This is a genomic window from Streptomyces sp. NPDC006691, from assembly GCF_042869955.1.
Taxonomy (GTDB): domain Bacteria; phylum Actinomycetota; class Actinomycetes; order Streptomycetales; family Streptomycetaceae; genus Streptomyces.
This window is the reverse complement of sequence record NZ_JBIAGW010000006.1, coordinates 21,630-40,907: the sequence shown is the minus strand read 5'-3', so window position 1 is coordinate 40,907 and position 19,278 is coordinate 21,630. Positions and strand designations below refer to the sequence as shown.

General features: G+C 70.6%; 20 protein-coding genes. 10 read left to right on the top strand and 10 right to left on the bottom strand.

Going from position 1 to position 19,278, the window contains the following annotated elements; all coding sequences use genetic code 11:
* Window positions 1–130: 130 nt before the first annotated feature.
* Both ACFYNP_RS15710 and ACFYNP_RS15705 read right to left on the bottom strand, forming a co-directional pair.
* Complete coding sequence (locus ACFYNP_RS15710; RefSeq protein ID WP_388409227.1) at window positions 131–295, bottom strand: hypothetical protein; 165 nt, start codon at window positions 293–295, stop codon at window positions 131–133.
* Between the two features lie 54 nt (window positions 296–349).
* A complete protein-coding gene (locus ACFYNP_RS15705) occupies window positions 350–1,318 on the bottom strand; it encodes an SDR family NAD(P)-dependent oxidoreductase (RefSeq protein WP_388785856.1) in 969 nt (322 codons plus the stop codon).
* Between the two features lie 323 nt (window positions 1,319–1,641).
* Here ACFYNP_RS15705 and ACFYNP_RS15700 point away from each other — a divergent pair, with 323 nt between their 5' ends.
* Window positions 1,642–2,892 carry a serine hydrolase domain-containing protein gene (locus tag ACFYNP_RS15700; protein ID WP_388785854.1) on the top strand — a complete coding sequence of 417 codons (1,251 nt, stop codon included), beginning with the start codon at window positions 1,642–1,644 and terminating at the stop codon, window positions 2,890–2,892.
* Window positions 2,893–2,915: 23 nt separating this feature from the next.
* Here ACFYNP_RS15700 and ACFYNP_RS15695 read toward each other — a convergent pair whose 3' ends face one another.
* The 3 genes from ACFYNP_RS15695 to ACFYNP_RS15685 form a co-directional block, all read right to left on the bottom strand.
* On the bottom strand, window positions 2,916–3,365 hold the full coding sequence (locus tag ACFYNP_RS15695) for a DUF4440 domain-containing protein (protein WP_388785853.1): 450 nt from the start codon (window positions 3,363–3,365) through the stop codon (window positions 2,916–2,918).
* Between the two features lie 88 nt (window positions 3,366–3,453).
* Window positions 3,454–4,419, bottom strand: a complete 966-nt coding sequence (locus tag ACFYNP_RS15690) for an SMP-30/gluconolactonase/LRE family protein (protein ID WP_388785851.1) — start codon at window positions 4,417–4,419, stop codon at window positions 3,454–3,456.
* 168 nt (window positions 4,420–4,587) lie between these two features.
* Window positions 4,588–4,857 carry a GlsB/YeaQ/YmgE family stress response membrane protein gene (locus ACFYNP_RS15685; RefSeq protein ID WP_388785849.1) on the bottom strand — a complete coding sequence of 90 codons (270 nt, stop codon included), beginning with the start codon at window positions 4,855–4,857 and terminating at the stop codon, window positions 4,588–4,590.
* A 272-nt stretch (window positions 4,858–5,129) separates the two neighbouring features.
* Between ACFYNP_RS15685 and ACFYNP_RS15680 the strand changes: the two genes are divergently transcribed.
* Entirely contained in the window at window positions 5,130–5,645 is a 516-nt protein-coding gene (locus ACFYNP_RS15680; RefSeq protein WP_388409211.1) for a DNA starvation/stationary phase protection protein, read from the top strand.
* A 73-nt stretch (window positions 5,646–5,718) separates the two neighbouring features.
* Here ACFYNP_RS15680 and ACFYNP_RS15675 read toward each other — a convergent pair whose 3' ends face one another.
* Window positions 5,719–6,564, bottom strand: a complete 846-nt coding sequence (locus ACFYNP_RS15675; RefSeq protein ID WP_388785848.1) for a polysaccharide lyase family 7 protein — start codon at window positions 6,562–6,564, stop codon at window positions 5,719–5,721.
* A gap of 299 nt (window positions 6,565–6,863) precedes the next feature.
* On the opposite strand from ACFYNP_RS15675, the gene ACFYNP_RS15670 reads away from it, so the two are divergent.
* Window positions 6,864–7,547 carry a VanZ family protein gene (locus ACFYNP_RS15670; RefSeq protein ID WP_388785847.1) on the top strand — a complete coding sequence of 228 codons (684 nt, stop codon included), beginning with the start codon at window positions 6,864–6,866 and terminating at the stop codon, window positions 7,545–7,547.
* A gap of 297 nt (window positions 7,548–7,844) precedes the next feature.
* Here ACFYNP_RS15670 and ACFYNP_RS15665 read toward each other — a convergent pair whose 3' ends face one another.
* The 3 genes from ACFYNP_RS15665 to ACFYNP_RS15655 all read right to left on the bottom strand — a co-directional run bounded on the left by ACFYNP_RS15665 (window position 7,845) and on the right by ACFYNP_RS15655 (window position 10,836).
* Window positions 7,845–8,159 carry a hypothetical protein gene (locus tag ACFYNP_RS15665; RefSeq protein WP_388409202.1) on the bottom strand — a complete coding sequence of 105 codons (315 nt, stop codon included), beginning with the start codon at window positions 8,157–8,159 and terminating at the stop codon, window positions 7,845–7,847.
* Between the two features lie 71 nt (window positions 8,160–8,230).
* A complete protein-coding gene (locus ACFYNP_RS15660) occupies window positions 8,231–10,351 on the bottom strand; it encodes a SpoIIE family protein phosphatase (protein WP_388785845.1) in 2,121 nt (706 codons plus the stop codon).
* Window positions 10,352–10,509: 158 nt separating this feature from the next.
* Window positions 10,510–10,836 carry a helix-turn-helix transcriptional regulator gene (locus tag ACFYNP_RS15655; protein ID WP_388785844.1) on the bottom strand — a complete coding sequence of 109 codons (327 nt, stop codon included), beginning with the start codon at window positions 10,834–10,836 and terminating at the stop codon, window positions 10,510–10,512.
* Between the two features lie 298 nt (window positions 10,837–11,134).
* On the opposite strand from ACFYNP_RS15655, the gene ACFYNP_RS15650 reads away from it, so the two are divergent.
* The 4 genes from ACFYNP_RS15650 (at window position 11,135) to ACFYNP_RS15635 (ending at window position 14,621) form a co-directional block, all read left to right on the top strand.
* Window positions 11,135–12,034, top strand: a complete 900-nt coding sequence (locus tag ACFYNP_RS15650; RefSeq protein ID WP_388785842.1) for an RNA polymerase sigma-70 factor — start codon at window positions 11,135–11,137, stop codon at window positions 12,032–12,034.
* The gene (locus ACFYNP_RS15645) at window positions 12,022–12,486 is read left to right on the top strand and encodes an SRPBCC family protein (RefSeq protein WP_388785840.1); all 465 of its coding nucleotides are present in this window, start codon (window positions 12,022–12,024) and stop codon (window positions 12,484–12,486) included. Before ACFYNP_RS15650 ends, ACFYNP_RS15645 begins: the two co-directional genes overlap by 13 nt.
* Window positions 12,487–12,649: 163 nt before the next feature.
* Window positions 12,650–13,345 (top strand): TetR/AcrR family transcriptional regulator, encoded by a 696-nt coding sequence (locus ACFYNP_RS15640; protein ID WP_388785839.1) that lies wholly within the window; start codon window positions 12,650–12,652, stop codon window positions 13,343–13,345.
* 85 nt (window positions 13,346–13,430) lie between these two features.
* Complete coding sequence (locus ACFYNP_RS15635; protein ID WP_388785837.1) at window positions 13,431–14,621, top strand: FAD-dependent oxidoreductase; 1,191 nt, start codon at window positions 13,431–13,433, stop codon at window positions 14,619–14,621.
* A 90-nt stretch (window positions 14,622–14,711) separates the two neighbouring features.
* On the opposite strand, the gene ACFYNP_RS15630 is transcribed toward ACFYNP_RS15635, so the two are convergent.
* Complete coding sequence (locus ACFYNP_RS15630; RefSeq protein ID WP_388785835.1) at window positions 14,712–16,565, bottom strand: M1 family aminopeptidase; 1,854 nt, start codon at window positions 16,563–16,565, stop codon at window positions 14,712–14,714.
* A 298-nt stretch (window positions 16,566–16,863) separates the two neighbouring features.
* On the opposite strand from ACFYNP_RS15630, the gene ACFYNP_RS15625 reads away from it, so the two are divergent.
* The 3 genes from ACFYNP_RS15625 (at window position 16,864) to ACFYNP_RS15615 (ending at window position 19,271) form a co-directional block, all read left to right on the top strand.
* Window positions 16,864–17,808, top strand: a complete 945-nt coding sequence (locus ACFYNP_RS15625) for an ABC transporter ATP-binding protein (RefSeq protein ID WP_388785833.1) — start codon at window positions 16,864–16,866, stop codon at window positions 17,806–17,808.
* Entirely contained in the window at window positions 17,805–18,791 is a 987-nt protein-coding gene (locus tag ACFYNP_RS15620) for an ABC transporter permease (RefSeq protein ID WP_388409182.1), read from the top strand. The genes ACFYNP_RS15625 and ACFYNP_RS15620 overlap by 4 nt, the downstream gene beginning before the upstream one ends.
* A gap of 72 nt (window positions 18,792–18,863) precedes the next feature.
* A complete protein-coding gene (locus tag ACFYNP_RS15615; protein ID WP_388409179.1) occupies window positions 18,864–19,271 on the top strand; it encodes a GntR family transcriptional regulator in 408 nt (135 codons plus the stop codon).
* Window positions 19,272–19,278: the final 7 nt, after the last annotated feature.

Here is a 19,278-nt window from a genome sequence, read left to right as displayed (position 1 = left end):
TGTGCCGTCGGCCGAGGGGGTGCAGGCGTCAAGTGCGCCACGCTGTCAGCGCGTTGGGGAGCCGAAGGCCATCCCTTGCCGCACCCCTGCGGCCCTTGCCGTACCCCCGGGCGGCGGCCCGGGGGTAGGGTCAGGCGGCTTCCTCGTGGCGCCGCTCGACCACGAGGAACATGTCACTGTCGAGGTCCATCACCACCGTGGCCGACCGGCCGCGGCGCCGCAACTGAGCCGCGAGCTCCTCGGCCGGCCATGAGCCGCGCGGACCACCAGCGGGAAAACGCCCAAGAACCGACATGGCAGCAGCCTCCCCTTCGAACCAACGTCTGTGAGGTGCTCCTGCCCGCGATTCTCATGAGCATGCCCGTGCGGCACGACAGAAGTCCGGATCGATGTGGAGCAACTCGCAGCTCTGGTACCAGAGTTGGGATGCCACCGTCGTTTCGGTGAGGTTGCTCCAGACGGCCTCGCGATGCGGCCGGCCGCGCAGGCCGAAGACCCGCGGCCCCCACAACTCCCCACTGGCGACCCGGGGATCGAGCACGGCCCGCACCGCCGGCCACGCGCCGGCGTCCTTGCCCTGGAGGACGAGCGCCGCGGGCCCACCCCGCAGCCGCTCGCCCGGGGTCCGTGTGTGGACGGGCGGTCGCGCGGGGGTGAGGGAGTCCAACGCGCCGCCGGGGTGAACCACCACACTCCTCACCGGACTGTCCAACTCCGCGAGCCGCCGCGCCAGTTCGAGCCCTGCGTGCATCTGGGCCAGCTTCGACCTGCCGTACGTGCGCTTCGGCCGGTAGTCCCGGCGGGACTGGAGGTCGTCCAGGTCGATCCGCTCGGTCTTCGCCGCGAAACTGCCCACGGTCACGATGCGGGCCGCGGCGGCCGCCGCGAGCAGGGGGAGGAGGTGGTGGGTCAGGGCGAGGTGACCGAGGTGGTTGGTGCCGAACATCAACTCGTGGCCGTCCTTGGTCGCGAGCCGGGGCGGATCGTCCAGGGCCACACCCGCGTTGTGGACCACCGCGTCGAGATGGCTCACCCCAAGTGCCGCAACGGAGTGTTCCAGGGACGACAGGTCGGCGAGGTCGAGCCGTACATGACGTACCGACGCACCCGGAACCCTGGACCGGATCGACCCGGCGGCCGCCTCGGCCTTCGCCGGGTCGCGGCTGCCGAGAATCACCGCGGCGCCCGCTCCGGCGAGTTGCTCGGCGACGAAGTAACCGATGCCCGCGTTGCCGCCGGTGACCAGAACGCTTCGGCCCCCGGCGTGCGGCAGTCGGTGGACGTCCCACGGTTCGTTCCGGGGTGCGGTGGGGTTCATGGGGGCGCTCCTAGCCTGTGGTGCGCGACGTTCGGGGGACCTGCCCTCCGAGCCGCGGTGACACCCCGAACGTCCCAGACAGGACCGACAACTCTCCGACAACCCACCTACAGCGGCCGCGTCCCCACCCGCACGAAACGCCGGGCGCTCCCCGTTGCCCGGGCCGCGTCCCGGCCCACGGATACGATCTCGCCGCGCGGGCGGGGGCCGGCGGCGAAGGGCAGCGCGGTGAGGGACAACGCGTCGAAGGACGGCGCGCCGAAGGGCAGTGCATCGGGGGACCGTGAGGACCGCGCCAGTGATGAGGACCCGGTGATCCAGTGATGATGAGGACAAGGTTCGCCCGCTCGGCGGCCACGCTCGCCACAGCCGTGGCTCTGCTGGCCGTGAGCACGCTGGGAGCCTCCGCCGTGCAGGTGCGCGAGGAGGCCGACCCGGACGGGCTGCGCGCCGTGCTGCTTCGCGTGACGGCCGCGGGAGCGCCGGGCGCGTTCGCCGTGATCCGCGACCACGTCCACCCCGGCCTCGGCCGCTCGCTCGCCGTCGGCCGGGGAGACCTGGACGGCACGCGGATGAGGGCGGACGCGCGGTTCAGGGTCGGCAGCAACACCAAGATGTTCACGGCGGTCATCGTGCTGCGCCTCGCCGAGCGGGGCCTGCTGGACCTCGACCGGCCCCTGCTCCACTACCTGCCGCCCGGCACGCTCCCGCAGAACTGGCCGATCACCGCCCGCCAGGTCCTGGAACACCGTGCCGGAGTGTACGACCACGTCAACGACCTCCTTGAACAGCGCGGCGAGGAAACGACGGCCGTCTTCGAGGCACGCATCCGCAACACGGTCTACGCGCCCCGCGACCTGGTGGCCCGCTCGGTGCGGCACGGACCGCAGTTCGCGCCGGGCAGCGCCTACGCGTACTCGAACACCGGCTTCGTGCTCCTGGGCCTCGCCGCCGAGCACCTCACCGGCCGCCCCTACGCCGAGCTGCTGCGCGAAGGGATCGTCCGGCCGCTCGGGCTGCGCCGGACATCGTTCACGGTGCCCGCGAAGCGGATCACGGGCCGGCACATCACCGGGTACCTGACCAACGACGACCCCCGCAAGCCACTGCTGGACTCGACCGAGCAGACCGCCTCCTGGATCGGCAGCGCGGGCGCGATCGTGTCCTCGGCCGGCGACCTGGACCGGTTCCTGACCTCCCTGCTCGCCGGAAGCGCGGGAGGGCTGGTCTCCGACGACTCCTTGCGGCAGATGACACGGGCGTTGCCCACCGGCGTGACGCGGATCGGATACGGGCTCGGTCTGCGGCGGATCTCCCTCAGCTGCGGCACGGTGTTCGGCCACGGCGGAATCGTCCAGGGCTACCAGTCGCAGGCCTTCGCCACACCGGACGGCCGCCGTACTGTCGTGGTCTTCGCCAACGCCTCCAACAACGGTGCCGTCACGCAGGGTCTGATGGATGTGCTCGACCCCGCGTTCTGCGGCGGGTCCCGGCCCCGCCGCCCCGCCGCCCCGCGTCACCCACGCGCCGGCGAGGTCCCTACCGTTCCGGCCGTCGAGGACTCGCGCATCTGACCCGGCGGCGAGCCGGCGGCGGCCTACGCGTCGTCCCAGGCCATCGAGCTCATCCTCCAGCCCGCGGGCGTAAGCACGAACTGGGTCGTCTTGCGTCCCGCGCCCTCGAACCACCGCCCGTCGCGGAAGCCGGACTTGGCGTAGTCGCTGAAGCGGTGCGCGACCGAACCGTAGATCTCGGTCCGCTCGTGCACCTCCCATTCGGAGAAGTCCGTCAGGGTGCCGTCGGTGAGCATCCGCTCCCGCGGCGCGATGAACGCGTCGAGGCCGTAGACGACGGGTTGGGGGCCGGAGTTGTTGATGATCATCCCCTGGGGGAGGAAGACCTCGCGGATGGCGGCGAGGTTCGGCCGATCGCCGTCGGTATTGGTGAACGCCCCGAGAAAGGCACGCATCAACCGGTCGATCTCCGCTTTGGCCTCGGACACGGGTATGCCTTCCACGGGTACGTCTTCCACAGGTACGCCTTCCACGGGTGGGTCTCCTTGCTCGCACCGCCCTCACACGGTTGTCCGCTGTCCGCGCACGAGCCGTGGAGGGATTGTCCAGTGCGCGGTGCGGCTAGCGTCCGGTGGGGTCGGCTCCCGCCGGAACCTCGTAGATGGTGCCGTCCACGCCGGACCGGTAGAGCCTGCCGGCGGCGAATCCGCGGTCGCCGTGTCCGTAGGTGATCTGGGTGGACAGGTACATCCCGGACTGCACGGCGCACAGCGATCCGCCCTCCGCGCGCCAGATCTGGCCCGCCGTGTGCGTGGCGATCAGGGGGCGCCCCCGGCTGTCCAGGGTGAGGCCGTCGGGGAGTCCGAGGGTGTCGGCGGGGCCGGTGGTGATCCAGCGTTGCGGGCGCGCGGGATCGTCGGCGGGGATGCGGTACAGAGCCGGGGCGACGGTGGTCTGGACGACGTAGACCTGGGTGCCGTCGGGGGAGACGGCGATGCCGTTGGGCATCAGGACGTGGGCCCAGGCGGCGTCGACCTGGCCGTCGGGTGTCACACGGCCGATGTTCCGGCCGCCCACGGTCGTGGTGTACACGGTGCCGTCGGGGGCGAGGGCCACGCCGTCGATGCCGCCGAGCCCCGAGGCGTAGGTGCTGACCCTGCCGGAGTCGGGGTCCACCTGAAGGAGCTTCGAGACCGGGAGGATGTCACCGGTGAGCGAGTGGCCGAGGTCGTTGCCGGTGCCCACGAGGAGCTGACCGTCCGGACGCACGACGACGCCGCCATTGGCACCGATGTTTCCGGTGAGGGGGACGGGGTCGCTGCCGGGGGAGTCGATGCGGTAGACCCGGCCACTGAAATACGCCGTCACGAACATCCGGCCCCGCTGGTCGACAGCGATCGACTCGGCCCAGTCGGGCACGTGCGCCACCTGGACCGGTGATGCCGTCGCAGCTGACTGACATGCGGGCGCGGCGTGGGCGGTGGCCGGGGTGAGCAGGGCCGCGGCGGTGGCCAGTGCGGCCGCGGCGAACAGGGATCTGCGGCGAGAGCCTCGTATCGCGGAGCGGAGCGTGGTTGTCGGCCTCATCAATTCCCTTCCCCGCCTGGGCTGTTGGGCAACACTGCGACTCCGGGATCTTCCGGTTCCGTAGATTGTGCGTCAACAGGAGGCAGGGCATGGGGAGTTCGGCCTACTTACCGGTCCTCGACCGGTGTGTGCGTCGTCACTGCCGACCGTACCGCTGTCCGCCGGGGCTCAGCTGCGGCTGCGGTTGCCGATGATGAGGCGGTAGAGGATCAGCACGATGATCGAGCCGACGATGGCGGCGATCCAGGTGGAGAGGTGGAAGAAGCCGTTGATGGAGTGGACGTGGAAGATGACCTTCCCGAGCCACCCGCCGAGGAGGCCGCCCACGATGCCGATGAGCATGGTGATCACGCAGCCGCCCGGGTCCCTGCCCGGCATGAGTGCCTTGGCGATGGCGCCCGCGATCAGGCCGATCAGGATCCAGGCGATGATGCTCATGGTGTGGTCCGTCCCAACGTCGATGTGACCGCACCCTGATGGGTCCGGTGCTGGTGGTGAGCTGTGCCGAGTGGCCGAGGGCCTTGTGAGGAAGAGTGCCCAGGCCGGGAACCGCTATGCCATCCGCATCGGCCATTGGAGGTGCGCGGGGCTCCGGAGAGCGGGTGCGCGGGACGCCGGGTCCGCCCGGGTTTGCCGTGCCCTTTGCGAGGAACGCGGTCTACCGAGATCGACGATCCCGTCGGTCGACGCGATCGTCGAAGGGAGAAGCGATGTCTGGTGCGAAGGGGTCCGGCGTAAAGGGGTCCGGTGTGAAGGGGGCCGGCGTGCAGGGTTCTTTGTCCGACGCGGATCTGAAGGTGGTCGGGCCGGCCCTCAAGGGGGCGGTCGTCGACCTCGTGGACCTGTCCCTTGTGGCCAAACAGGTGCACTGGAACGTGATCGGCCCGCGCTTCCGCTCCGTTCACCTTCAGCTGGACGACGTGGTGGCCACGGCCCGCCAGCACTCCGACACCGTGGCCGAACGTGCCTCGGCGCTCGGCGTGAACCCCGACGGACGGGCGGCCACGCTGGCCGGGGCCAGTGCGATCGGTACGGTGCCGGACGGCTGGATCAAGGACTCGGAGGCCGTACAGGTACTGGTCACCGCCCTCGGCAGGATCATCGGGCGGATGCGCGAGAGGATCACCGAAACGGCCGAGCCGGACCCGGTGAGCCAGGACCTGCTCATCACCCTGACGGGCGAGCTGGAGAAGCACGCCTGGATGTTCCAGGCGGAGAACAGCTAGCCGAGGGCCCTCGCGCTCCGGCGCGGCCTCGGCTCATTGCCGCATGCATTCACATGGCTGGACGGCCACACGCTCAGCTGTGCGAGACCTCAAGGCCGTAGAAGGCGACGCGCGCGCCCTTCGTGGTGCTGCTGGAGGACGACTGGTTGTACGAGCCGGCCTTGAAGTACTGCCGGTAGCCGTTGAAGGAGGACGGGATCGCGTAGTGGGTCGTGCTGCCGTTGACCGTCAGGTCGACGGTGTGGCCTCCCGAGACGCCGATCGTGTAGCTCCAGGTCTTGCCGATCGCCACATGTCCCACCGCGTGCGTCGTCTGGCCGCCCGCAGGCGAATCCTCGGTGCCGAGGACGATGTCGCCGTTGGCCCGGTAGTACAGCTCCACCAGCGGCTTGGTGGATGAGCCTCCGGTGCCGAGGTGGATCTGCCCCACGCAGACATTGGACGTCACCGACAGCACGCGCAGCGTCGCGTTCAGCCGATGGGACCCCGCGAGCGACCAGTTCGCGGGGCTGCCGTCGCGGTTCATCTCGCGCAGCTCCGAGCGGGCGTAGTTGGAGTTCGGCGTGGTCACGCCCTTCTCCGGAGCCCAGAACGTCATCGCACCGTCGCGGGTGTCCGTGTAGAAGTACGAGTCCTGGAACCCGCCCGCGCCCTGGAGGCGGGACGAGGGGATCGTGGTCGGCGAACCGGGGGAGCCCACCGGCTCCTGGAGCTCCCACACCGAGAGGTCGAAGTTGCCTCCGGGGGCGACCGACGTGCTCGCGGCCGGACCGAACGCGCGGGCGTCCCCGCTTCTCGGCGGCGCCGCAACGCTGCTGTTGCTGTGGGTGGTTGAGGACGCGGGCATCGCGAAGGTCAGGCTGCTGACGGCGGCGAGGGCGGCGGTGGTGAGGGGGAGGAGCAGAGGGCGTGTGCGCATGGGGGACCCTTTCGTGGGGTGGGGGCTTGCCTGGTGCCTGCTTCCGGCTGCTCGTGTGCGGGTCTCCGTTCGGTGACGCGTCCCGCAGCCCGCGTTCGGTATGTTGAACGACATGCCTGGATGTGAACGGGGAAACCGTAGGACCCTGACGTGGGCCCGTCAAGAGATCTGCGTCAAGAGACCTCCGGTCCGTCGTTACATGAACTCAGCCGCGCGGGGCGCGTGTTGAGGAAGGGGTGCCACCGACCGCGGCCGGGGCCGAGTGCGTGTGCCCCTGCGCAGCGGGTACTGGGGATGGCATGGCATCAGAACCACGGCTTCAACGCCGTACTTGGCCGGCGGTGGCGGCCCGTGTCGTCGTGCTGATCGTCGGATTCGTCTGCATGGTGGCCTTCGCGGTGGTGCTGGCCAAGGCCACCCTGGTTCCCTCGCCGGCGTCCGTCCGCTTCACGCACACCAATGTGCATCCCGGCGATTCCATCCGCGCCTACCTCGCGCAGCCCGACTGGAAGGACGCGGTGAAGCAGGTCGGCGGCAATGTGGTGCTCGGCATGCCGTTCGGCGTCCTGCTGCCCGTGCTGTTCCCCAGGACGCGCGGGATCGTGCGGGTGGTCCTCATGACGGCCTTCGTGATGCTCACCGTCGAGACGGCTCAGGGTCTGCTCGTCACGGGCCGCGCCTTCGACATCGACGACGTCATCCTCAACTCGACCGGTGCCTTTGCCGGTTACCTGCTGCTCGGCCGTCGTCTCGGCCGCGCCCTGCACCCGCGTCGGCAGCACTGGTGGCAGCGTCGTCCGGCCGATGCGGGGATTCCCGCGGACCGGCCGGCCGAAGCGACGGATGCCGCATCCCCCTACGCCCCTTCCGCTGGTGACCACCCTTCTCGCGATGACTCGTCTCCTGGCGCCTCGGACGTACCGGCCACCTCGAAGCCGCGTCTGCCCGCCATCCTGCGGGCGGTACGGAAGCCGGTCCGGTGAGCCCGTCGGGGAACGGGACGAGCCGCACCGGCCCCTTGGGTGAGGGCTGAGCGAAGGAGAAGGGCCGGTCCTTGAGCAGCGGCCCCGCGTGAACGCTGACGCCTCGCGGTCGTCACCGGCGCCTCGCGGTCACCGGGGCCTCGTGGTCGATGGCTCCGCGTGAACCGTGAACGACGGACGCCCGGGTGTCGCCCGCCTCCCTCAACTCCCTTGTCGATGCATGGAGTTGGCGGAGGCCGGCCGCACCCGGGCGTCCGTCGTCGTCCGGTTCTCGCTGTCGGTGTTCGCGCTGCTCGGCTATTCGGTGATCCCCGTAATGGTGGCGTCGCCCAGCGGTGCCTGGTCCTCCGAGTAGCCCGCCGTCCGCAGCGCGGCGGACACCGTCTGACGGGCCTGCTGCTCCGCGGTCTTGGTGTCGTCGGCCTCCACCTCAAGGCGGATGCTGAACGCCGAGGACCCGCTGTAGAAGCTGAGCATCTCAAGATGCTCCGCCTCGCCCAGCTGCGTACCGCGCGGATCGGCGGGGCGCAGGGCGTTCTCCAGGGTCTTGATGGTCGCCTCGGTGCGCTCCGCGAGGAGGGTGCCGGGGATCGTTACGACATAGGTGGTCATAGAGCTACCGGGTGCCCCGTGGGCCCGCTTCGTACACCCCGCGCTGCGGCGAACGGGGTGCCCGGGCGCGATTACCGGCCGTCCGCGGGGGTTGCCCGGGCGCCGTCGGCGGGACGGCGGGACGGGGTGACCTGGGCGATCAGGAGGGCGATGTCGTCGTGACGCTGTGGCGGGGGCAGCGCGGCCAGGAGCCGGTCGCAGGTCGCCTCCAGGGGCAGCCGATGGTGGGTCAGGGAGTCGAGCAGGGCGCGCAGCCGGTCGTCGATCGGCTGGTCCCGGGTCTCCACGAGCCCGTCCGTGTACAGCACGAGCCGATCGCCGGGCGCGCAGTCGACCGTGGTCGCCCGGAAGGGAACGCCGCCCACGCCGAGCGGAGCCCCGGTGGGGAGTTGGAGGAAGCGCGGAGCGCGGCCCGGGCGGTCCCAGATGGGCGGCAGATGCCCCGCCAGCGCGATGCGGCAGGTCGTTCGGTGCGGGTCGTAGACGGCGTACACACAGGTCGCCGTGGTCTCGTCCAGCTCGGCGGTGATGCGGTCGAGGTGGCGCAGTACGTCGGCGGGGTCGAGGTCGAGCCCGGCGAGCGTGCGGGTCGCGGTGCGCAACTGGCCCATCGTCGCTGCCGCGTTGATGCCGTGGCCCATCACATCGCCCACGACGAGGGCGGTCTTGTCGCCGGCGACCGGGATGGCGTCGAACCAGTCGCCGCCGGCCTCGCCGATCGCCGCGGCCGGCTGATAGCGGTAGGCGACGTCGAGACCGGTGGGCTGGGGCGGCTGACGCGGGAGAAGGTGCTGCTGGAGGGCGAGGGCGGCGTGGCGCTGCTGCTGGAACCAGCGGGCGTTGTCGATGCAGACGGCTGCCCGGGTGGCGAGTTCGAGGGCCAGGACGGCGTCGTCGTGCGTGAAGGGCTGCGGGTTCCTGGCCCGTTTGAGGTCGAGCGCGCCGAGCACCTCGCCGCGCGCGATCAGCGGGACCGCCAGATAGGAGTGCAGGCCCGCGCGCGCCAGCAGGGCGGCTGCCGCGTCGTCGCGGGCGATGTTCGCCAGGTCGCCGGGTTCGACATGACTGATCAGGACCGGTCGCGCGGTCGTCACACAGCGGGTGACCAGACGCTCCGCGTTGTACTTGGCGATGTTGCCCGGGGTGTCGGCCGCCTGGAGGGCGTCGGTGGGATAGGCGGCCGCGACGGCCAGGGCTCTGATCGCGACGGGTCCGGCCGAGGGGTCCTCGACGGCGCCGCGGCCGTCCAGGACGGAGTCGAGGAGGTCGACGGCCGCGATGTCGGCCAGGTCGGTCACGACGAGGTCCGCCAGCTCGTGGGCGGTGCGGTTCAGGTCGAGCGTGGTGCCGATGCGCACCGAGGCGCGGGCGATCAGATCGAGGCGCCGTCGTGCCTCGGCGGCCTCGTTCGCCGCGTGGTACTGCTCGCTGACGTCCACGATGGAGGTCGCGACGCCGAGGATCCGCCCGGCCGGATCCTCCAGGCGGTAGTACGACACGTTCCAGGCATGCTCGGTGAGATCGCCAGGTGTGCGGCCGATCGCCGTCTGGTCCAGGAGCGGCACCCCGGTCTCCAGAACCCTGCGCATCGTGGCCTCGATGTGCTCGTGGTCCAGGAACGGCAGGGCGTCGCGCACCGTGCGTCCGATGTGCTCGTCGGGGGAGACGCCGTTGATGCGGGCCAGCGTCGGGTTGACGAGCACGTAACGCAGGTCCGTGTCGAGGACGGCGAGGCCGATGGGGGACTGCGACACGAGCCGCACCGACAGTGCGAGGTCACGTTCCACGGCCCGCAGCGTGGGCTCGTCGGTGGCGATTCCCAGCGCGTACAGGCCGCCGTGCTCGTCCTGGAGCCGCATGTTGCGGAACTCGACCATCCGCGTGCGGCCGTCCTTGTGCCGGACGGGGAAGACGCCGGCCCAGGTGTCGCCCCCGCTCATCACCCGGGCGAACAGGTCGAGGACCAGCGGCCGGTGCTCCTCGGCGACCAGGAGCTTGGCGGCGGAGTGACCGAGGGCGTCCTGCGCGTCCCAGCCGAACAGCTCGTGGGCCTGCGGGCTCCACAGGGTGATCCGCCCGGCCTCGTCGAGGACGATGGCGGCGACACCCAGCACGTCGAGGAGGCCGCCCGGCTCGGAGGCCGCGACCCGCACGCGGCTGAGCCGCTCCCCGAACACCTCGGATGCGTTCATCGTCGGCCCTTCGTCAGCCCGTCCGGTGCCTCACTCCTGTCCCGGCGCCTTCACCATCTTCTCCCCGCTCGGCGTGATCGGCAGACCAGACGTCGCAAGAGATGCAGGTGGGCACGGTGAGTGACCTGGGTGGGCGGAGCCCGGCCGGTGCCCTGCGATCAGCGGTTCGGCTGCTTCCCGCGCTGCTCGTCGTGCTGGGCGAGGACGCCGAGGAGGGTGGCGACCGTCAGCCCCGCCTCGGCCGGGTGCCGCAGCGGGGTGCCCGCTTCGATCCGGTACGTGTTGGAGCGCCCGTTCCGGGTGTGCGACAGATAGCCGGCCTCCTCCAGGTCCACGATGATCCGCTGCACGGCGCGCTCGGTGAGTCTGCAGTGCGCGGCGATGTCGCGTATACGCGTCCGGGGGTCGTCGGCGATCGCCGCCAGCACGCGGGCGTGATTGGTGAGAAAGGTCCAGCCGGCGTGTGGTTCAGGTACGGCACCCATGCACTCAGGGTAGGTCGTGACATTCGTGCAAACAATCAGGGGAAATTGCTTTCACGTAACCCACGTCGTGCATGTTCTCCCCGCCCGCATCCCCAGCACACCGCCGTGGATCCGCGCTGTGAAGCACATCACACCAGCAGCCTGTCACGCTTCGCCCGGCCGAGGTGTCTCGATGGGCACGCGGGGACCGACGGGGCCGCGTGGATCTCGGAAAGGGCTGGATGGGATGTCGGAGAATCGGGGCGGGCGCGAGGAGGGGGCCTTGGAACGGGAGGTGCCCGTGGGCAGGGAGCCGGTCGTGACACAGGACGCCTTCACCGAGCACCGCGCGCTGCTGTTCACCATCGCCTACGAGATGCTGGGCAGCGCAGCCGATGCCGAGGACGTGCTTCAGGAGAGCTATCTGCGCTGGAGTGCGGTCGACGCGGCGCGGGTCGGTCATCCGCGTGCCTATCTGGTGCGGGTCGTGACCCGCCAGGCCCTCAACCATCTGCGTTCGGTCCGGGCCCGGCGCGAGGAGTACGTCGGCACCTGGCTGCCCGAGCCCATCCGCACCGGCCCGGCGGTGAGCGAGGACGTGGTCCTGGCCGAGTCGGTGTCGATGGCCCTGATGCTCGTCCTGGAGACGCTGAACCCCACCGAGCGCGCGGTCTTCGTGCTGCACGACGTGTTCGGCTACACCCATGGCGAGATCGCCGCCTCCGTGGGCAGAACAGAAGTGACGGTCCGTCAAATCGCCCACCGGGCGCGGCGGCACGTCCAGGCGCGGCGCCGCCGGTTCGAGCCCGACTCCTCGGCCACCCGTGAGATCGTCCAGCGCTTCCTGCTCGCGACGTCGGCGGGCGACATCCAGTCCCTGATGGATCTGATGGCGCCCGATGTCGTCCAGATCTCCGACGGCGGCGGAAAGGTGTCCGCCGCGCGCCACCCGATCACCGGCAGTGCCGAGGTCGCCCGGTTCGTCCTCGGCGTGGCCCGCACCAGCATCACCGAGGCGACCGAGATCCAGGCCGCCCCCTACAACGGCATGCCCGCGGCACGGTTCCTGAACGGCGGCGAACTCGACTGGCTGGTCGCCTTCGAGATCCACGACGGACGGATCACCGGCCTCTACGCCATGCGCAACCCGGACAAGCTGCACCGTGCGGACACGGTGCGCCCACTCGACCGAGGAGATCACCGGCTGTGGAAACCATGACTTCCGAGCGCGTCATCGCCGCTCCCATCGACGACGTCTTCGCCTGGCTCACGACCACCACGAACTACACCCGCTCGCCGCTGGTGCTGCGCTGCCGGCTGGCCCGCGGGGGCGAGTCGGCCCCGTACGGCGTGGGCGCGGTACGCAGCCACCTCTGGATGATCGGCTGGCTCAGGGAGCGCATCACCCGTTACGAGGCGCCGTACACCACGGAGTACGTCGTGGAGCGGAGCGTCCCGCCGTCCCGGCACGAGTTCGGCAGCATGACGTTCAGCGAGGTCGACGGCGGAACCCTGGTGCGCTGGACGACCCGCGCCGAGATGACGCTGCCGCTCCTCGGCCCGGTGCTGACCCGCGTCCTGGTACGACCGATGATCACCCGGTCCTTCGACAGCATCCTCGCCGCGGCCGACGCGGCGCTCGCTCGCCGGCCGCGACTGAAGGTCCAGTGACCTCCTGAATTCCTGACCTGCCCCCGGCCTGCCTGACCTGACCTGACCGGCCTGACCTGCCTGCCCGGCCCTCCTGTCGTGCTCTTGAGCGCATGACCTACTGAGTCCGGGCGAACATGTTCGGCAGGAACTTGTTCGTAACGAACATGTTCGTTACGCTCGAATGGTGACCCCGCAGCCCCCCACCTCCCGCAGCCGCCGCGAGCGGCCCGCCAAACCCGCGCTCACTCATGAGGGCATCGTCGCGACTGCCGTGCGCCTGATGGAGTCCGAGGGCTTGCAGCGCGTCACCATGCGGCGCCTGGCCCAGGAGCTCGACACCGGGCCCGCCTCGCTGTACGTGTACGTGGCCAACACCGCCGAGCTGCACGCCGCCGTCCTGGAGGCGCTGCTCGGAGCGGTGGACCTGACCCCGGTCGGCGCGGACGGCGACTGGCGGGAGCGGCTGCTGGGGGTGCTCGGCTCGTACGTCGAGGTGCTGTTCGCGAACCCCGGCCTGGCCCGCTCCGCGCTGGTCGCGCGGCCCACCGGCCCCCACTACCTGGCACTGGTGGAGGGCATCCTCGCGCTCCTCCACGAAGGGGGAGTGCCGGACGCCCAGGCCGCCTGGGGAGTCGATGTGCTGCTCCAGGTCGCCACGGCGACCGCCGCCGAGCAGTCGACGCGCGCGCGGTCCCGCACGGCCGACGACGAGCACGACGCGCTCACGGCGGTCCTGCGCGAGGCTTCCGCCGACACCTACCCACGCATCGCGGCCCTCGGTGGCGACCTCGTCTCCGGTACGCCAGAGCAGCGCTTCGCCTGGATCTTCCGCGCGGTGATCAACGGTACGAAGACCACGCCGCGCGACACCCCGTGAGAGTGCCAAGGCCCCGGCCCGAGCGGCCGCGCTCTCCGTCCCAAGCAAGGAAATACCGCTCCACGCAAGGAAATGAGGACCCGCCATGAACCCGCCGACGGACCCCACCGCGAACCCCGCCACGCCCACCGGCATCCCGCACCACCCCGTCGCGATCGTCGGCGGCGGCCTCGGCGGCCTCACGCTCGCCCGGGTCCTCCAGGTGAACGGCATCGAGGCCGCTGTCTTCGACCTCGACGTGTCCCCGGACGCCCGAACCCAGGGCGGCATGCTCGACATCCACGAGGAAACGGGTCAAGAGGCGCTGCGCGAAGCCCAGTTGCACGACGCGTTCCTCGCCAAGGTGCACCCGGGCGGACAGTCGATGCGCATCCTCGACAAGCAAGCGCGTGTACTGCGCGCGGAGGCCGACGACGGCACCGGCGGCCGACCGGAGATCGACCGCGGTGATCTGCGCGGGCTGCTCCTCGATTCGCTGCCGCCGGGCACGGTGCGCTGGGGGGCCAAGGTCACCGGTGCCCGCCCGACCGGCGGGGGAGTGCACGAGGTGACACTCGCCGACGGCAGCGTGTTCACCACCAGCCTCCTGGTCGGTGCCGACGGCGCCTGGTCCCGGGTGCGGCCGCTGCTGTCCGCCGCGACCCCCGCGTACACCGGGATCTCCTTCGTCGAACTCGACCTCTTGGACGCCGAGGCCCGCCACCCCGAGGCCGCCCGGCTGATGGGCGGCGGCATGTTCTTCGCCCTCGGCGACGGCAAGGGGTTCCTGGGCCACCGGGAGACCGACGGCAGCCTGCACGTCTACCTCGCGCTGCGCACCGCCGAGGAGTGGCTGTCCACCATCGACTTCACCGACACGGCCGCCGCCAAGACGGCGCTCCTGGCCCACTTCGTCGACTGGGCGCCCGCACTGCGGCAGTTGGTCATCGACGCCGACGGCCCGCTGACGGGCCGGCCGATCCACGCCCTGCCCATCGTCCACCGCTGGGAGCGGGTGCCGGGCGTGACCCTGCTCGGCGACGCGGCCCACCTGATGTCGCCGTTCGCGGGCGAGGGTGCCAACCTCGCCATGAAGGACGGCTCCGACCTCGGACTCGCCCTGGCCCGGTACGCCACGGACACCGAGGCGGCCCTCACGGCGTACGAGGAGGCACTCTTTCCGGGCAGTGCGGCGACGGCTCAGGAGTCCGCCGACGGTCTTGAGACCATCTTCGACCCCCGTGCGCCCCAGCCGTTGCTCGACATGTTCGCCGCCTTCGACACGGAGCGGGCCTGAAGCCGGCCGACGCCCTGTGGCGCGGTTCGCCGCGCGGGACATGTGGGGGACCACTGTCCCGCGCGGCGAACCGGCGGGGCGGGCGGGAGGTCAGCCGTCGATGCGGTGCTGCGTCCAGAACGAGGTCAGGTCCGTGGACGTGGCCGCCTGGGCGGCCGCCTTGAACTCGGCCGTGGTCGAGACGCCGTACCAGTGCGAAGTGGCGTAGTCCTTGAGCAACTTGGCCATCGCGCTGTCACCGATGAGCCGGCGCAGATCGTGCAGGGCGCACTTGCCGTAGCCGTAGACGACGGTGGAGTAGCGGGAGGAATGGGCATCCCAGTACGCCATCGAGTTGGTGATCTTCTCGCTCGACGAGGCCCACGAGACGCTGTTCCAGCAGTTGGTGCCCGTCTGGTTCAGGGCGAGGTCGGTGGAGTAGTCGGCGAACGCCTCGTCCAGCCAGGGGCTGTTGTACTCGTCGTCGCCGACGATGCCGTACCACCACTGGTGTCCGATCTCGTGCGTGAGCGCCGTGGTGGAGACCAGGTCGAGCACGAACCCCGGGTATTCCATGCCGCCGAACCAGTAGTTGTTGTCGATCACCGCATCGAGCTCACCGTACGGGTAGGCCCCGAAGCGGGCCGCGTGCGTGTCCACGGCTGACTTGGCGGTGGCCAGCATCGACTGGGCGCTGGAGGAGCTGATGCCCGAGACCGAGTAGATGTTGATGGCGGTGCCGGCCGGTGAGGTGCCGGAGATCTTGCTGAACGGACCGGCCGCCCAGGCGAAGTCGCGGACCTTGGACGCGGTCGCCGTGGTGATCGTGCGGCCACTGGATCCGGGGGTGTCCACCGAGGTGCCGGTGGCCGGGACCAGCAGACCGGTGGGGTGGTCGAGGGTCACCTTGAAGTCGGCGGCCAACGAGTAGAACGACTCCCCGTTGTTGGTGTACGGGTCCAGGTGCCAGCCCGCGGCGTCGCGGATCGCCAGGACGGGCAGGGCGTTGCCGATGTTGTTGAACGCCCCGTCGGCGCCGAAGCGGTCCGCGCCGTCGGGCACGGTGATGCCCAGGTCGAAGCCGATGGTCGCGCTCTGGCCCTGGGACAGCGGCGCCGGAAGGTCGATCTTGAGGGCCGTGCAGTCGACGGAGAGGGCGCCCGCGGTGCCGCCGGTGACGTTGCCGACCGTGATCGGCATGGCCGAGCAGGTGCCGTGGTAGTTGTCCCACAGCCGCAGGTACACCTCGTTGAGCGCGGTGGCGGAGGCGTTGGTGAAGGTCGCGCTCTCGTGTCCGGTCCAGCCGTTGCCGCTCGCGTTGCTGGTCAGGTTCACGGTGTAGGCGGGCGCGGCCGGGGTGCGGGTGGAGTCCGGGGGCGGAGTGGTGCCACCGGCGGTGTTCAGGGCGACGTCGTCGAGGACGAAGCTCGTCTTGAGGCTGGAGTCCTCGGTGCCGGTGAAGGCGAGGGTCACGGTCTGCCCCGCGAACCCGGACACGTCGACCGACTTCTGTACGTAGCCGCTGTTCTTGTCGAGGTTGGAGTACGTCGCGAGCGTCGTGCTGCCGATCTTCGCCGTCAGCTTGTCGTACGCGGTCGATGTCGTGGTCTCGGCCGTGTCTATGTGCAGCCAGTAGGTGAGGGTGGCGGTGCTGCATCCCGAGGGGATGGTCACGCTCTGGGAGAGGGTGTCGGTGTGTGTGCTGCCCACACCGTTCAGCCAGGCGAAGTGGGTGCCGCCGTGGGCGGTCTCGCCGGAGCGATTGGTGATCACGCTCGTCGATGACTGGGTCCAGGGCGAAGTGCCGCTCTCGAAGTCGCCGTTGGCGACCACCTGGGCCGGGGTGCAGGCAGCGGGCGCGGCGGGTGCCGCGGCCGACGCCGGCACGGCGGGAAGCGAGACGGCTGCCAGCGCGGCGGCGGCGCAGGCGGCCGCCGCGAGGGACTTGTGGGGGGTGGATCTCACACGGAACTCCTTTGAGGCGGCCGGGATTCCGGCCTGCTCGGTGGCCGCCCGATCGGCTTGGGTGCGCCGGAGGACGGCCGCGGACTGTGTGCGGCACGTGCACGATCACTGAGGTGGGACTGGGCGCGTGTCGTCCTGGGGTCAGGGCGACAGCCGGAGGGAAGCTTCGCAGGTCTGACCAGACCATGCCAAGAGACACGGCGGAGCATCCGGTGAGGGACGGCGGCGATTGACAGGCTCGCGTCGACCAGACCATGATTCCACTAGTTGACTAGTGGAATCGGTCGGAAGGGGGAGCATGAGCGGCACGGCCACTTCGGGTGGGGGTGACAGCCGGTGGGCCCTGGAGGCGCACGGTCTGGGCAAGAGGTACCGTCGGGGGTGGGCGCTGCGCGAGGAGACCTTCCGGATCCCGGCCGGCCGCGTCTGCGGCCTCGTCGGCCCCAACGGGGCAGGAAAAAGCACCCTGTTGGGAATCGCCGCCCGGCTCGTCGAGCCGACACGGGGAGAACTGCGCGTCTTCGGGCACCCGGTCACCCATCCGGCGGTGCTGCCCCGGTGCGCCTATCTCGGCCAGGACAAGCCCCTGTTCAAACGCTTCACCGTGGCCGAGACGCTGCGCATGGGGCAGGAGCTCAACCCGGGATGGGACCGGGCGGCGGCCGAACGGATCGTGCGTGAGGGGCAGTTGGCGCCGAACGCCAGGATCGGGACCCTGTCCGGCGGCCAGCGGACCCGGGTCGCCTTCGCGCTCGCCTTCGGCAAGCGCCCCGACCTCCTGCTCCTGGACGAGCCGATGTCCGACCTCGACCCACTGGCCCGGGACGAGATCGGCTCCCTGCTCATGTCCGAGGTCGCCGAACGCGGCACCACCGTCCTGATGTCGTCCCACGTGCTCTCCGAGCTGGAGCACATGTGCGACTTCCTGCTCGTGATCGCCGACGGCCGGGTCCGCATGGCCGGTGACGCCGACGAGCTGGTCCCCATGCACACCCTGGTCACCGGAGTTACCGCGGACGGTCGCCTGCCGGAGTCCCTGGGCGCCCACACGGTCATCGATGTCCGCACCGCGGGGCGGCAGTTCACCGCCCTGGTCCGCCACGACATACCGCTCGACCCCACCTGGCAGCTCGCCGAACCCGGCCTTGAGGAGGTGCTGCTCGGCTATCTGCGCCACCCCGAAGCCCCCGCGCTGCTCTCGCCGACCGCCGCCCCCGCCCTTCGAGAGGAGCGCGTGGCATGAGCGTCCTCGCCCGCACCCCCGCACACCAGGAAGCCTCCTTCGACGGGCGCCGCCGGATACGCGGACTCGCCTGGCTGATGGTGCGTCAGCACCGTGCCGTCCTGATCGCCTGTACCGCGGCGACCCTCATCGGCGCACTCTGGATCATCCACGAGCGCGGCACCATGCTGGACACGTTGCACAACGCCGGCTGGCCCGCGAAGTCCACCAACACCCCTGACACGGAGATGGTCTACGGCCTCAGCGACTCCTTCAGCAAGGTCGCGGGGTACCTCGCCTACCTGCCCCTGGTGTTCGGTGTGTTCATCGGCGCACCGCTCCTCTCCTCCGACCACGAACAGGGCACCGCACGTCTCGCCGCCACCCAGTCGGTGTCCCGACTGCGCTGGCTGCTCTGGAAGTTGGGCTTCGCGCTCGGCCTCGTCGTGGTCACCACCGGCGTCCTGGGCGCACTGTTCGGCTGGTGGTGGCGGGCCGCCCGCCCGGTGGTCGCCAGCAACTGGCTCGACGGCACGGTCTTCAACAACACCCTGCCCGTCCTGATGGCGCTCGTCCTGTTCACCACCACCCTCGGCATCGCCATCGGCGCACTGGCGAGGCGCGCGGTCACCGCGATGGCCCTCACCTTCTTCGCCTCGGCGGCGTTCCTCCTGGTGTGCGACCACTTCAGGACGCGGCTCGCCACCCCGCGCCGCGTCGCCTTCCCGATCGACGGCGCACACCCGGCGGTGCTGAACGGCGCGGTCCAGGTCGACCAGTGGGTCGGCACCGCCTCCGGCAAGGTCTATGGCTGGGGTACGTGTGTGAACGACGCGGCGCCCGAGGCCTGCCGGGCCAAGCTGGGGATCGTCAACTCGGTCTGGGACTACTTCGGTTACGACCAGATGGCCACCCTGCAGTGGACCGCGGCCGGTCTCCTGCTGGGCGGGAGCGCCCTCCTGGTGACGCTGGTGGTGTGGCGCACCCTTCGCCAGGCGCTGTAGCAGTACGCGGGTCCTTACGTCAGTCCTCACACCAGCCCGTATGGTCAAGACGCAGGGAAGGAGGCGGGTGCGATGGTCGTGTTCCGCATAGAGCGACGCAGCGGAGTGCCCGCGTATCTCCAGATCGTCCACCAGGTCGAGCAGGCGCTGCGGATGGGCGCGCTGGAGGAGGGCGACCGGCTGCCCACCGCGGCACAGGTGGCCGCGGATACGAAGGTCAACCCCAACACCACGCTCAAGGCGTACCGCGAGCTGGAGCGGTCCGGACTGGTCGAGGTGCGCCAGGGCGCAGGCACCTTCATCACCCGGTCGCTGGCCGCCCCCGACAGCGAGCCGGACTCCCCGCTGCGGGCCAGGCTCGCCGAGTGGATGCGGGACGCGGTTTCCGTGGGCCTGACCGAGCAGGAGGTCACCACCCTCTTCGACACGGTCCGCTCCCACGCGTACGCCGCCGCGCTCACCCCGGCACCCTCGGCGTGAGCCGCAC

Bases quoted from the DNA above. Each gene is read 5' to 3' on its own strand.
- ACFYNP_RS15710 (WP_388409227.1), bottom strand. From the start codon at position 295: ATGTCGGTTCTTGGGCGTTTTCCCGCTGGTGGTCCGCGCGGCTCATGG.
- ACFYNP_RS15705 (WP_388785856.1), bottom strand. From the start codon at position 1,318: ATGAACCCCACCGCACCCCGGAACGAACCGTGGGACGTCCACCGACTG.
- ACFYNP_RS15700 (WP_388785854.1), top strand. From the start codon at position 1,642: ATGATGAGGACAAGGTTCGCCCGCTCGGCGGCCACGCTCGCCACAGCC.
- ACFYNP_RS15690 (WP_388785851.1), bottom strand. From the start codon at position 4,419: ATGAGGCCGACAACCACGCTCCGCTCCGCGATACGAGGCTCTCGCCGC.
- ACFYNP_RS15685 (WP_388785849.1), bottom strand. From the start codon at position 4,857: ATGAGCATCATCGCCTGGATCCTGATCGGCCTGATCGCGGGCGCCATC.
- ACFYNP_RS15680 (WP_388409211.1), top strand. From the start codon at position 5,130: ATGTCTGGTGCGAAGGGGTCCGGCGTAAAGGGGTCCGGTGTGAAGGGG.
- ACFYNP_RS15675 (WP_388785848.1), bottom strand. From the start codon at position 6,564: ATGCGCACACGCCCTCTGCTCCTCCCCCTCACCACCGCCGCCCTCGCC.
- ACFYNP_RS15670 (WP_388785847.1), top strand. From the start codon at position 6,864: ATGGCATCAGAACCACGGCTTCAACGCCGTACTTGGCCGGCGGTGGCG.
- ACFYNP_RS15665 (WP_388409202.1), bottom strand. From the start codon at position 8,159: ATGACCACCTATGTCGTAACGATCCCCGGCACCCTCCTCGCGGAGCGC.
- ACFYNP_RS15660 (WP_388785845.1), bottom strand. From the start codon at position 10,351: ATGAACGCATCCGAGGTGTTCGGGGAGCGGCTCAGCCGCGTGCGGGTC.
- ACFYNP_RS15655 (WP_388785844.1), bottom strand. From the start codon at position 10,836: ATGGGTGCCGTACCTGAACCACACGCCGGCTGGACCTTTCTCACCAAT.
- ACFYNP_RS15640 (WP_388785839.1), top strand. From the start codon at position 12,650: ATGGTGACCCCGCAGCCCCCCACCTCCCGCAGCCGCCGCGAGCGGCCC.
- ACFYNP_RS15635 (WP_388785837.1), top strand. From the start codon at position 13,431: ATGAACCCGCCGACGGACCCCACCGCGAACCCCGCCACGCCCACCGGC.
- ACFYNP_RS15625 (WP_388785833.1), top strand. From the start codon at position 16,864: ATGAGCGGCACGGCCACTTCGGGTGGGGGTGACAGCCGGTGGGCCCTG.
- ACFYNP_RS15620 (WP_388409182.1), top strand. From the start codon at position 17,805: ATGAGCGTCCTCGCCCGCACCCCCGCACACCAGGAAGCCTCCTTCGAC.
- ACFYNP_RS15615 (WP_388409179.1), top strand. From the start codon at position 18,864: ATGGTCGTGTTCCGCATAGAGCGACGCAGCGGAGTGCCCGCGTATCTC.